Below are 11,985 nucleotides of genomic sequence, written 5' to 3' on the forward strand. Positions count from 1 at the left end.
AAGACCAAGCAGCGCGCCCTGACCCAACTCCGCCAGCTCGGCTACGACGTCACCCTCAACCCACTACCCGCCACCGGCTGACGCCCGTAGCGCCCGTGGCCTGGCAGCCATCTTCATGTCAGGTCGGTCGTTGGACAGCCCAGCCGGCGGGCGCCTAGCCTCGAGAGCAGGACCGGCGGCTGGAGCGCGAGCATGCAGGACGAGCGAGCTGCCGGCGGCGCGCACCCGATCGACCAGGCGACCCTCCGCGCGGACTGCGCCCGGTGCTTCGGGCTCTGCTGCGTCGCCCTCCCGTTCACCGCGTCCGTCGACTTCGCCTTCGACAAGGAAGCCGGGGTGCCGTGCCGCCACCTGCGGACCGACTCGCGGTGCGGGATCCACGACCAGCTGCGCGAGCACGGGTTCCCCGGCTGCACCGCGTACGACTGCTTCGGGGCGGGACAGAAGGTCGCCCAGGTGACGTTCGGGGGCCGGGACTGGCGAGGCTCGCCGGAGACCGCCCGGCAGATGTTCGACGCGTTCGGGGTGGTGCGTCAGCTGCACGAGCTGCTCTTCTACCTCGCGCAGGCGCTGGAGCTCGACGAGGCGCGCACCGTCCACGACGAGCTCCGGACAGCGTTCGACCGGGTCGACGAGCTGACCCGGCAGGACGCGGACACCGTCGTCGCGGCCGACGTCGGCGCGACCCGGGCCCGCGTCGCCCCCCGTCTCGGGCGGGTGAGCGACCTCGCGCGTGCGGCCGGCGGCGCCCCGGGCCGCGACCTGCGCGGGGCCGACCTCATGGGGGCGGACCTGGAGGGCGCCGACCTGCGGTGCGCCAACCTGCGGGGTGCCTACCTCATCGGCGCCCGGCTGAGGGGCGCCGACCTGCGCCGTGCGGACCTGATCGCCACCGACCTGCGCGGGGCGGACCTGCGGGGTGCCGACCTCACCGGAACGTTGTTCCTGACGCAGCCTCAGCTCGGCGCCGCGCAGGGCGACGCCTCGACGCGCATCCCGCCCGCGCTGGACCGGCCCGCCCACTGGACGACGGAGGGACGCGGGCCCCGCCGGTAGCCTCGGCCGCCGCGCCGTACCCTCACCCGGTGCGCGTCGAGCCGACCACTCCGCAGGGCGTCGTCGACCTCGTCGTGGCCGAGATCCTCGCGCGCGGCGCCCCGACGTGGCTCCGCGTCGCGATCGACGGCGCACCGCCGACGTGTCCGGGGAAGCTCGCGGCCGCGCTGGTGGATCCGCTGCGGGCGGCGGGACGGCCCGTGGCGCGCGTGCGCGCGACGGACTTCCTGCGACCGGCCTCGTTGCGCTGGGAGCACGGGCGCGAGGACCCCGACGCGCTGTACGACGACGCGCTCGACGCCTCCGCGCTCGCTCGCGAGGTGCTGGACCCGCTCGCACCGGGCGGGAGCGGCCACCACCTGCCGTCGCTGTGGGACCCGGTACGTGACCGCGCCACCCGGGCGCCCCGCGTCGAGGCGGTGCCCGGCACGGTGCTCGTGCTCGAGGGCAGCCTGCTGCTGGGCCGGTGGCTCGACCTCGACCTCACCGTCCACCTCGCCGTCCGCCCGGCCACCCTCGAGCGCGGGACGCCGCCGGACGAGCGGTGGACGCTGCCTGCCTACGCGCGCTACGCCGACCAGGTCGACCCCGAGCACGCGGCCGACGTCGTCGTCCGCCTCGACGACCCGCGGCACCCGGCGCTGGTGCGGCGCGTGTGAGGCGGCTGCTCGTCGCGTCTTCCACTGCGGTGGTCCATCTGCCTACGCTTCCCGCCGACGTCGCACGCCGCGGCACCACGCACCACGCTCGGAGAACACCATGACGACGCTCGACGCGGCCCAGGACAGCACGCCGGTCGGCGGGGGCACCGGCGCCACCGAGGCAGGCCACGACGCCGCGATCCTGTCCGAGCAGGTCTACCGCGACGGCATCGCCGTCGTCCGGGACGCGCTCCCGCGGAGCTGGGCCGAGCAGCTCGACGAGGACCTCTCCCGCGAGCTCGGCCTCGCGCTCCGCACGCCGGGTGGCGTGGCCGCGCGAGGGTGGAACCGCTTCTACTTCGAGCCGTACGCCGAGCGACTGCGGGGCTTCGTCGAGCTCGCGAGCCATCCGGTCGTCGGGGCAGTGGCCGAGCAGATGCTCGGGCCCGACTGGCGCATCGTCGAGCTCGGGACGGACATCCCGCTGCCCGGTGCGCAGGACCAGCCGTGGCACCGCGACTTCCCGATGCCGGACGCGACCCGCAACGAGGGGCGGCTCACCTCGATCGCGGTCAACGCCACGGCGGTCGACGTCGTGGACGGCCCCTTCCAGGGGGTGCTCGGCACGCACCTCGACGACAGCGCCGACCTCGAGGGCGGCATGTTCCCGCCGGACTCGCAGCAGGGCCACTTCGAGGCGCGCATGCAGTCGTTCCACGCGCGCATGGGCAACTTCTCGATCCGCTCGGGCCTCATGCTGCACCGCGGCTCCGCGATGAGCACCGCCGCCCGGATGCGCCAGGTCGCGATCCTCGGCATCACGTCCCCGGACGACCGGGCGATCGTCCTGCGCGAGAAGGACCCCGCGGACCCGACGCCACCGCGGATCCGGATGTCCCGCGCGTACGCCGAGTCGCTCGACGACGCGCTCCGGAGCCGGCTGAGCCTCGAGATCGTCGCGGAGACGGCGGACGAGCTCCCGCCGTACCGCACGGAGCACTCGTTCGAGGGTCTGAAGATGGACCAGCGGAAGTCCTGAGCGCTCGCCCCACGGCCGCAGGCGACCGGCTCAGGCGTCCCGTCGCACCAGCCGCGCGCTCAGGTACGCCCGCTCGCCACGCTCGAACGAGCGGAAGTTCTCGGTCCCCTCGATGCCCGCGAACCGCCGGAACGGTCGGTGGAACGCGCGCGGGATCCACGCGTCGATGAGCGCGAGCTTCCGGTCGTTGTCGGAGCGCAACGACGCCAGGACGTGAGCGGTGATGTCCCGCTGCTCGACGAGCTCGAGACCCGAGCCGGCCAGCTGCGCCCAGAGCGCCGGCACGTCGGCGGCACGCCGCAGGTCGGCCCACAGGAGCTCGCCGCCCGGACGCAGCACACGCCGGACCTCGGCGAGGAAGGCGGGCATCGAGGCGTAGCAGTGCGACGACTCGACGTTGACCACCGCATCGAACGTGCCCGCCCCGAACGGCAGCTGAAGGGCGTCGCCGCGCACGAACCTCAGCCCCGGTGCCGTCCGGGTGCGTGCGCTGAGGCGGATGGCGGAGGCCGAGAAGTCCACCCCCGTGACGGACCGCGGTCGGTGGTAGCGCGCCAGGTACGACGAGCCGCCACCCCGACCGGACCCGACCTCGAGCACGTCCGTGCCTCCGAGGTCCGTCCCGCCGACGACGTGCGCGTACAGCTGCAGGCACAACCGGTCCGCCTCGTCCTCCGGCTGCAGGACGACCCGCTCCTCGCCGGGGTCGAGCGGCGCGAACCCGTAGTTCATGAAGGACCACTCCGCACTCGTGGAGCGGGCAGCGAGCGCCTCGTAGCAGAGCCGCCAGGCGAGCTGTCGCGCGCTCATCGCGCGCTCGTCACGTGGGCACGCGGAGCTGCGGGCGCAGGATGACGTCGGGCATGAGGGACGGACGGCGGCATCGGCGCTCCAGAGGTGACGGGCATCGGACGAGGCGGGCCGGCCGGTCGGACGCGTGGCATCCTGACGATTGTCGCGCGCCGCAGGGCCGCGGCGTGGGCGGACGCAGCGGGAAGGGGGTCGGGGTGGCGGTGCACGTCGGCACGTCCGGCTGGAGCTACGGCCACTGGCACGACGCCCTCTACCCGCACGGCTCGCCGCCGGTCGACCGGCTGGGGCACTACGTCCAGCAGTTCGGCACGGTCGAGCTGAACGCGAGCTTCTACCGGTGGCCGCGCGCGGCGACGTTCGCACGCTGGCGTGAGCGCCTCCCGCCGGGCTTCCAGCTCTCGGTCAAGGCGCCCCGGGGGCTCACGCACGCGAAGAGGCTGTACGCACCTGAGGCGTGGGTCGACCGCATCACGGCGTCGTGGCACGAGCTCGGCGACCGGCGCGCCGTGCTGCTCGTCCAGCTGCCGCCGGGCATGGCCCGGGACGACGCGCGTCTCGACTTCTTCCTGGGCCGGGTCCCTCGATGGGTCCGGGTCGCGGTCGAGCTGCGCCACCCGAGCTGGCTGCACGACGACGTGTTCGCGCTGCTCGAGCACCACGGCGCGGCCTCCTGCGTGATGAGCGGCGCGCACCTGCCGTGCGTGCTGCGCGCGACCGCGCCGTTCGTGTACGTCCGCCTCCACGGGCCCGACCACCAGCACCTCTACGGCGGCTCGTACTCGGACGCCGACCTCGGCTGGTGGGCCGACCGCGTCCGGGAGTGGGACGGGGCCGGCCAGGACGTCTACGCGTACTTCAACAACGACGGCGACGCGAACGCCGTGCGCAACGCGCTCACGCTGCGACGCCTGGTGCCCGCATGACGGCGGATCACGTCCTGGGGACGACGCCGGGGGGTCGGGCGGGGCAGTTCCGCCGCGGGTCGCTCGTCTTCGACGTCCGCGACGAGGGCCCCCTCGCGGGCGCTCCGGTCGTGCTGCTCCACGGCTTTCCTCAGGACTCGCGCGCGTGGGACCGGGTCGCACCGTCGCTCCACCATGCCGGCCTGCGCACCCTGGCGCCGGACCAGCGCGGCTACTCACCCGGTGCGCGGCCCGGTGGCCGGCGGGCCTACGCGATCCCCGAGCTGGCGGACGACGTCCTGGCACTCCTGGACGACCGCGGCCTCGAGCGTGCGCACGTGGTCGGCCACGACTGGGGCGGGACCGTGGCGTGGGCCCTCGCGGGCCGGGCGCCCGACCGGGTCGGCAGCGTCACCGTGGTGTCGACGCCGCACCCGGCGGCGCTCGTCCGCGCGTCCCTGCCGGGCGTCCAGGCGATCGCGTCGTCGTACATGGGCCTGTTCCAGGTGCCGTGGCTCCCGGAGTTCCTGCTCGCACCGACGCTGGAGCCCCTGCTCGTGCGGACGGGACTGCCCCGGGACCTCGCTGCCCGGTACGCCGCGCGGATGCGGCAGCCCGGCGCGCTGTCCGCCGCCCTCTCCTGGTACCGGGCGCTGCCGCTCGCCCTGCGGGGCGGCGGCGAGCCGGTCCGCCGCAGCCGCGTCCCGACGACCTACGTCTGGGGATCGCGGGACCCCGCCCTCCGGCGGCGCGCGGCCGAGCTCACGGGGCGCTACGTCGTCGGGCCCTACCGGTTCGAGGTGCTCGACGCCGGGCACTGGCTCCCGGAGCTGCGCTCCGCGGATGTCGCGGCCCTGGTGGTGGACCGGGTCCGCTCGACCGGGCCCACCGGACGTGCCACATCCCTGCGCCGGGAATAGCGTGCGGACGTGGCGATGCGCATCGAGGACTACGCGCTGCTGGGCGACACGCAGAGCGCAGCGCTGGTCGGGCGGGACGGCTCGATCGACTGGCTCTGCCTGCCGAGGTTCGACAGCGGCGCCGTCTTCGCCGCGTTGCTCGGCACCGAGCAGCACGGCCGGTGGCTGATCGCCCCGGCCGGCGAGGTGACGGCGACCCGGCGACGCTACGTCGGCGACTCGCTGGTCCTCGAGACCGAGATGGACACCCCTGACGGGACCGTCCGCCTGATCGACTTCATGCCTCCCCGCGGTGAGGCGCCCGACGTCGTCCGCATCGCCGAGGGCGTCTCGGGCCGAGTCCCCATGCGGATGCACCTCAAGATGCGCTTCGACTACGGGCGCGTCGTGCCGTGGGTGCGCCAGGCCGAGGGTGCGCTGGTCGCGGTGGCGGGTCCCGACTCCTGCTGGCTCCGGACGCCCGTGGAGACCCGGGGCGAGGACCTCTCCACCGTCGCGGAGTTCATCCTCGAGGCGGGCGACCGCATGCCGTTCGTGCTCACCTGGCGGGAGTCGCACCGCTCCGCGCCGAAGCCGGTGCACGCCGAGCACGCCCTGCGGCAGACGTTCGAGTACTGGGCGGAGTGGCTCTCGCACTGCACCTACGACGGGAGGTGGCGCGACGCCGTCGTCCGCTCGCTCATCACCCTCAAGGCGCTCACCTACGCCCCGACGGGCGGCATCGTGGCGGCCCCGACGACGTCGCTCCCCGAGCAGCTCGGCGGCGTCCGCAACTGGGACTACCGGTTCTGCTGGCTGCGCGACGCGACGATCACGCTCCAGGCCCTCATGTACGCCGGGTTCGAGACCGAGGCCCGCGACTGGCGGCGCTGGCTGCTCCGCGCCATCGCGGGCGACCCGGCCGAGGTGCAGATCATGTACGGCGTGGCGGGGGAGCGCCGCCTGCCCGAGTACGTCGCCGACTGGCTGCCGGGCTACGAGGGCAACCCGGTCCGGATCGGGAACCAGGCCGTCGACCAGTTCCAGCTCGACGTGTACGGGGAGGTCATGGACGCGCTGTACCAGGCGCGGACGACGGGCTTCGGGTCCGGTGCGAGCACCTGGGCGCTCCAGAAGGCGTTGCTGCGGATCGTCGCGGAACGGTGGCGCGAGCCGGACGAGGGGATCTGGGAGGTGCGCGGCGGCGCGCAGCACTTCACCTACTCGAAGCTCATGGCCTGGGTCGCCGCCGACCGCGCGGTGCGCAGCGTCGAGAAGTTCGGGCTCGACGGGCCGCTCGACGAGTGGCGCGAGCTGCGCGACGAGATCGCGGCGGACATCCTGGAGCACGGCTACGACCCGGTCCGGCGGACGTTCACCCAGTACTACGGCTCGAGCGCGCTGGATGCGGCGCTGCTGATGGTGCCGCTGGTGGGCTTCCTCCCGGCCGACGACGAGCGCGTCGTGGGCACCGTGGCAGCGATCGAGCGGGAGCTGCTCGTCGACGGGTTCGTGCAGCGCTACACGCAGGAGCCGCGCGAGGAGACCGACGAGTTGCCGCCCGGTGAGGGTGCGTTCCTGGCCTGTACGTTCTGGCTCGCCGACAACTACTCGCTCGTGGGACGCCACGACGAGGCGGTCGCGATGCTCGAGCGGCTCCTCGCGCTGCGGAACGACGTCGGCCTGCTGTCCGAGGAGTACGACACCGCGGCGCGGCGGCTGGTCGGGAACTTCCCGCAGGCGTTCAGCCACGTGCCGCTCATCACCACCGCGCGCAACCTGTCGGTCCGCGGTGGGCCGTCCCACCAGCGCGAGCGGACCACCGAGGCGGGGCGCGAGTCTGCGCGGGAGGCGCTGCCCGAGGAGGACCTGGCTCCGTGAGGTCCGCTCCGGTCAGCGTGCGCGTCGGGGCCTGCGTCGGGCGGCCGGGCCCCGCGCGCGGCCGCCCGCTCGGGAGCCGTCCGGCTGTGCGGCGCTCTTCCTGCCCGTCGGCTCGGCGGGCGCCCCGCCCCGGGCACCGCGCTGCGAGCCGGGACCGGACCCGGACCGTGAGCTCGTGACCGACCGCCCCCGCACGATGCCGATGAAGTCCTCGACGTCGGGCGTCGTCCGGTCCGCGAGCCATGCCAGCCCGACGTCGGTCTGCGCGACGTCGGTGAGCGGCACGTGGGTCACGTCCTTGCGGTGGTGCAGCCGGGCGACCGACTTGGGCACGACGAGCACCCCGATGCCGGCCGCGACCAGCGCGACGGCATCGGCCGCCGACGCCGTCTCGGGGGGTGGGCGCACCGGCGTGCTCCGCAGCACGTCCGCGGCGGCCGACCACTCGGGCACCGTCGCCGGGTCCTGGAGAAGGTGCTCCTCGGCGAGCTCGACCACGGACAACGACTCGGCGTCGGCCAGGGGATGGTCCCGCGGCAGCACGACGACGGGCACCTCGCTGTAGAGCGGGATCACCGAGAGACCCTCGGCCGGCACCGGCAGCCGGACGAAGCTGACGTCGAGGAGTCCCTCGTGCAGCGCCGTGACCTGCATGGCCGCATCCGTCGGGATCACCTGGGCCTCGACGTCGGGCCGGCGCTCGCCCCACAGCCGCGTCCACTTCGAGACCACGACACCGGGTGCGATCCCGATCCGGAACGCGTGCGCGGGCGTCGGTGCGCCGGCGGCGACGCCCGGGCCGGGCTCGGAGCCCGTGCCCGTCGGCACGGCCGGGGCCGTGCTCGCGAGGTCCTCGTGCGCCCGCGCGAGCAGGTCGCGGCCCGCGTCCGTGAGTCGCGTCGTCCCGGCGGGGCGGACGAAGAGCGCGACACCGAGCTCGGCCTCGAGCTCGACGACCGCGCGGCTCAGGGCCCGGCGGTCGATCCCGAGCTCCGCGGCGGCGCGGCCGAAGTGCAGCCGCTCAGCCACCGCGACGAAGTACGCCAGTCGCGCCGGATCGATGCCCACGCCGGTCCCTCGTCTCTGTCGGCCGGTCCAGGCTAGGGGAGAGCAGGCCCAGCCGCCGACGTGCGTCGGCGCTCGGGCCGACCTGCCCGCCCCGGGCGATACCCTCGGCGCATGAGCCCGGCCCGCCAGCAGCAGACCATGAAGCCGGTGACGGCCGCGAAGAAGCTGGGGATCCACCTCCCCGCTGCGCCGTCCGAGTTCCGCGACGCGCCCTCGATCTCGCGCTCGGAGCTGGGACGACTGATGAGCACGCCTCCCGCGTGGCTGACCGCGCTCCGCGAGCACGGCCCGCACCCGCGTGACGTGGTCGCGAGCCGTCTCGGCGTCTCGATCGCGGGGCTCACCCGGGGCGGGCTGACGGAGCCGCTCACCACGGAGGAGATCACCCGGCTCGCCCAGGACCCGCCTCAGTGGCTGCTCCACGAGCGGGTGACGTACAACCGCGTCCGTGCGGAGGAGGAGCGGGTCGCCGCGCGCGACGCCGCCCGTGGCTCCCGTAGCGCTGCGACCGGCGGCGCGGACTGAGCGTCGACCCCGTAGCCGGAGGTACCTGACGCGGCACCGACCGTTCCTCGCTTCTCGGATCCGTCCCGGGTCCGGAGAGGGAGAGAACGACGTGCGCACCCCCGTCCCGAGGCTCGAGCACACCCCCGCGGCGCCGCGGCTCGAGGCGCTGCTGGCCGAGCTGCCCCGCGTCCGCACGCACACGGGCCTGCAGCAGCCTGGTGCACCGGTGCTCCTCGAGGTCGGCGACCCCCGCGAGCCCGGGTACCGCTACGTGTGGTCGAACAGCGACCTCGAGGCGCTCGACGCCGAGCTCCGCGCCCTCGCGGCGCTCCGCCAGCACCTCGTGGCGATCAACCTGCGCTGACGTCACCCGGCAAACGGCGAACGGCCGATCGGGCGGGGACCGATCTCGACGCGCACGAGAACTCGCGCAGGCGTACGGTCAGACGCTGACGAGAGGAGCACGCCATGGTCTCGAACGAGAACATCGAGCGGCCGGTCGACGCCGACCGGGAGGCACGTGAGGTCGCCGGGCTGGAGACCGACGCGGAGAAGATCCAGGCGGACGGGATCGACCAGCCGTCCCGGGCAGCCGGGACCGACGTCGAGGACGACCCGGTCGACGACCACACCCGCTCGGGCGCCTTCGACGCACCCGACCCGGCCGGGACTCCGGACCTCCCGGACGCGCCCACGAGCAACCCGCGGGTCGTCTGACGCTCGCGTAGCTCAGCGACACGAGGTTCACCGGGGTCGCGACGAGTCGATCTCGTGTGGCTCGACGGCGTCGGTCGCGACGCGCCCGGTACCGGGCGCGACCCCGGCTCAGGCGAGCCGGGCGACGGCGAGCGTGGCCGTCAGCGCGTGGCTGGCGCCGGGTGCGAGCCGCACCTCGGCGCCGCCCACGTTGGCCGTCTCGACGCAGACCATGCCCGTCCAGTCGTCGTCCCCGAGGTCCGCCGTCGCGGCCGTCTTCTCGATCCACGGGTTCCACAGGACGGTCGAGCCCGAGCCGTGCTTGGTGACCGTGACGGCACGTCGGCCCGCGACGTCCTCGACGATGGTGATGGGGCCGGTGTCCAGGTACACCCGGTCGGTCTCGCCGGTGAACGTCACCGCCTCGTCGGATCGCACGGGGTCAGGGCCGCCGAGCTTGTCCACGTACGGCGTGCCCTCGAGGCCCGTCACGCGCGTGGCTCGCACATCGGCCACGGCGAGGTACGTGTGCAGCGCCTCCTCGTAGGAGAGCTCGTGGTCGTCCAGGTTGGTGACGTGGAGCTCGAGGGTGAGCTCGGCCCCGACCCGCACGGTGTAGGTGGCGTCGAACCGGTGCGGCCACGCGCTCGCCCGGGTCGCCTCGGTGTCGGTCAGACGGAAGGCGAGAACGACGTCGTCGTCCACCTCGCGCGCCTCCAGCAGGGACCACTCCGCGAGCCGGGCGAAGCCGTGCGAGGGCAGGTCGGGCCGCCCGGGGTGCGGGCCGAACCAGGGGAAGCAGATCGGCACCCCGCCACGGATCGCCGTGTCGCGGGTGAACCGGCTCCGGCGGCTGAGCCACAGCACGGGATCGGCGTCGACCGGGTTCCACTGCGCCACGTGGGCCCCGTGCGTGTAGACGACGGCCTCTCCGGCGACGCCCTCGACCCGCAGCCGCGCGAGCCCGCCGGGCCCGGACTCGAGTCGGATGCTGGGGGGAAGTGCGGACATCGGACCTCCGGGGTCGGTGGGGAAGCGCTGGTCCGCTCAGCGCAGGCGGAAGAGGACCTCTCCGGCGTCGGGCACGACCATGGTGTCGGGATCGGCCGCCCACGCCTCGACGTCGACGAGCGCGGGGTCGAGGTAGTCGAGGTTCGCGGCACGGACCACGTGCTCCGGGATGCCGGTCGCGAGCGTCACGGTGACCCGGAGCCGCTCGCCGTGCTCGGCGTCGTAGGTTCCGGCGCCGCGGAGGTGGGTCGAGTGCGCCAGGTCGCCCCACGGGACGTCCTTGAAGCGGTCCCACTGCTTCACGAAGTAGTCGCGGCAGTGGTAGCCGATCTCGACGATCTCGGGGTGCATGACGCTGATCTCGGTGATGTGTGGCGCGTACAGCACCACCTGGCCGCCGTCCGCGACGACGGGCTCGACCTTGTAGAAGCCCTTGGCCCCGGTCCACATGTCCTCGTACTTGGTCGGGACGAGCGACAGGACCCGGCGGACCGGCTTCTCGAGGTAGTGGACGTGGGTCTCGGCCGAGATCTCCGCCGCTGCTTCCCAGGACGCCTGCGGCGTGCCGAACGAGGCGGAGTGCAGGCCGTCCGTGCCGGCCTCGGTGACGACTGACAGCGCGTACCGCTCGCCAGGCACCAGCGAGGCCGCCTCGTCGATCAGGGCGCGCACCGGCGTGATCCCGCGCGTGCCGATGATGTCCTGGCTCGTGATCAGCGCACCGAGCCAGTGCGAGACGTTGATGACGTCCTGGACCGCGACACCGGGGAACAGGTACTTGTTGCCGCCCGAGAAGCCGACGACCTCGTGCGGGAGCACCGGACCGACGATCAGCGTCACGTCGTGCTCGACCACCGCGCGGTTGAGCCGCACCTCGACGGGGCGCACCAGCCGACCCTCGGAGAGCTCGCCGAGCCGGTCGGCCGGGATGGTGCCGACCGAGACGAACGTCTCGGGCTTCCACCACTCGTGGTTGAGCACCGTGGTGCCCGGGTAGGTGTTGGCGAGGGCGCCGGGGGAGTAGCCGAGTCGCGCGGCCAGGTCGGGCTCGGCCATCGCGGCGTGCGTGCCGAGCGCGACGAGCACGGTCAGCCGGCTGACCCGGCGGTGCGCCGCGCGGTGGACGGCCTCGAAGAGCAGGGGGAGCGGCACGCTCCGGGTCCCGTCGGGGACGATCACGAGGAGGCTGCGCCCGTCGAGGTCGAGCGCGTCGAGCTGCTCGCGGACGAAGCCGGTCACCTGGTGGTCCGTCAACACCGAGTCCGCCCCGCCCACGGTGGCCGCGCCGAGACCGCTCTCCCGTCCGGGCTCGAGCACGGAGGTGCTGGGCCGGCTGCCGACGACGTCGCTCACTGGTCCACCATCCTTGTGTCGGCGCTCCCCGATGGGGCGCTGATGCACCCGAGGTGCCACCAGGTCATCGCCCTGCTCGCTTGACGCGTTCGACGTCCAGCATGAGATATGCGGGGTCT

13 protein-coding genes are annotated in these 11,985 nt (G+C 74.0%); 9 read left to right on the forward strand and 4 right to left on the reverse strand.

The genetic code is table 11. From position 1 onward, the window contains the following. The first annotated feature begins 192 nt into the window (after positions 1-192). The 3 genes from HIR71_RS15670 to HIR71_RS15680 all read left to right on the forward strand — a co-directional run bounded on the left by HIR71_RS15670 (position 193) and on the right by HIR71_RS15680 (position 2,736). Entirely contained in the window at positions 193-1,056 is an 864-nt protein-coding gene (locus HIR71_RS15670; RefSeq protein ID WP_169326008.1) for a pentapeptide repeat-containing protein, read from the forward strand. Between the two features lie 29 nt (positions 1,057-1,085). Then, entirely contained in the window at positions 1,086-1,715 is a 630-nt protein-coding gene (locus tag HIR71_RS15675) for a nucleoside/nucleotide kinase family protein (RefSeq protein WP_169326009.1), read from the forward strand. A gap of 100 nt (positions 1,716-1,815) precedes the next feature. After that, a complete protein-coding gene (locus HIR71_RS15680) occupies positions 1,816-2,736 on the forward strand; it encodes a phytanoyl-CoA dioxygenase family protein (protein WP_169326010.1) in 921 nt (306 codons plus the stop codon). 30 nt (positions 2,737-2,766) lie between these two features. Here HIR71_RS15680 and HIR71_RS15685 read toward each other — a convergent pair whose 3' ends face one another. Then, positions 2,767-3,546, reverse strand: a complete 780-nt coding sequence (locus HIR71_RS15685) for a class I SAM-dependent methyltransferase (RefSeq protein WP_169326011.1) — start codon at positions 3,544-3,546, stop codon at positions 2,767-2,769. Positions 3,547-3,743: 197 nt separating this feature from the next. Between HIR71_RS15685 and HIR71_RS15690 the strand changes: the two genes are divergently transcribed. Genes HIR71_RS15690 through HIR71_RS15700 form a run of 3 tightly spaced genes read left to right on the forward strand, consistent with a single transcriptional unit; the run spans position 3,744 to position 7,231 of the window. Then, entirely contained in the window at positions 3,744-4,472 is a 729-nt protein-coding gene (locus HIR71_RS15690; RefSeq protein WP_169326012.1) for a DUF72 domain-containing protein, read from the forward strand. Continuing rightward, positions 4,469-5,371 (forward strand): alpha/beta fold hydrolase, encoded by a 903-nt coding sequence (locus HIR71_RS15695; protein ID WP_169326013.1) that lies wholly within the window; start codon positions 4,469-4,471, stop codon positions 5,369-5,371. The genes HIR71_RS15690 and HIR71_RS15695 overlap by 4 nt, the downstream gene beginning before the upstream one ends. 15 nt (positions 5,372-5,386) lie before the next feature. Further along, the gene (locus HIR71_RS15700; protein WP_169326019.1) at positions 5,387-7,231 is read left to right on the forward strand and encodes a glycoside hydrolase family 15 protein; all 1,845 of its coding nucleotides are present in this window, start codon (positions 5,387-5,389) and stop codon (positions 7,229-7,231) included. A 12-nt stretch (positions 7,232-7,243) separates the two neighbouring features. Here the strand turns inward: HIR71_RS15700 and HIR71_RS15705 are convergent, their stop codons facing one another. Beyond that, complete coding sequence (locus HIR71_RS15705; protein WP_169326014.1) at positions 7,244-8,299, reverse strand: LysR family transcriptional regulator; 1,056 nt, start codon at positions 8,297-8,299, stop codon at positions 7,244-7,246. Between the two features lie 111 nt (positions 8,300-8,410). On the opposite strand from HIR71_RS15705, the gene HIR71_RS15710 reads away from it, so the two are divergent. From HIR71_RS15710 to HIR71_RS15720, 3 genes are all read left to right on the forward strand, one after another. Continuing rightward, positions 8,411-8,824 (forward strand): DUF5997 family protein, encoded by a 414-nt coding sequence (locus HIR71_RS15710; protein WP_169326015.1) that lies wholly within the window; start codon positions 8,411-8,413, stop codon positions 8,822-8,824. A 91-nt stretch (positions 8,825-8,915) separates the two neighbouring features. Next, positions 8,916-9,170, forward strand: coding sequence for a hypothetical protein (locus HIR71_RS15715; RefSeq protein WP_169326016.1), 255 nt, complete (start codon positions 8,916-8,918; stop codon positions 9,168-9,170). 104 nt (positions 9,171-9,274) lie between these two features. Next, complete coding sequence (locus HIR71_RS15720) at positions 9,275-9,523, forward strand: hypothetical protein (protein WP_169326017.1); 249 nt, start codon at positions 9,275-9,277, stop codon at positions 9,521-9,523. Positions 9,524-9,631: 108 nt separating this feature from the next. On the opposite strand, the gene HIR71_RS15725 is transcribed toward HIR71_RS15720, so the two are convergent. Then, a complete protein-coding gene (locus HIR71_RS15725) occupies positions 9,632-10,513 on the reverse strand; it encodes a D-hexose-6-phosphate mutarotase (protein WP_169326018.1) in 882 nt (293 codons plus the stop codon). Between the two features lie 36 nt (positions 10,514-10,549). Next, positions 10,550-11,866 carry a lactate racemase domain-containing protein gene (locus HIR71_RS15730; RefSeq protein WP_311836327.1) on the reverse strand — a complete coding sequence of 439 codons (1,317 nt, stop codon included), beginning with the start codon at positions 11,864-11,866 and terminating at the stop codon, positions 10,550-10,552. Positions 11,867-11,985 lie beyond the last annotated feature (119 nt).

Source organism: Cellulomonas fimi (assembly GCF_012952065.1).
Taxonomy (GTDB): Bacteria; Actinomycetota; Actinomycetes; order Actinomycetales; family Cellulomonadaceae; genus Pengzhenrongella; species Pengzhenrongella fimi_A.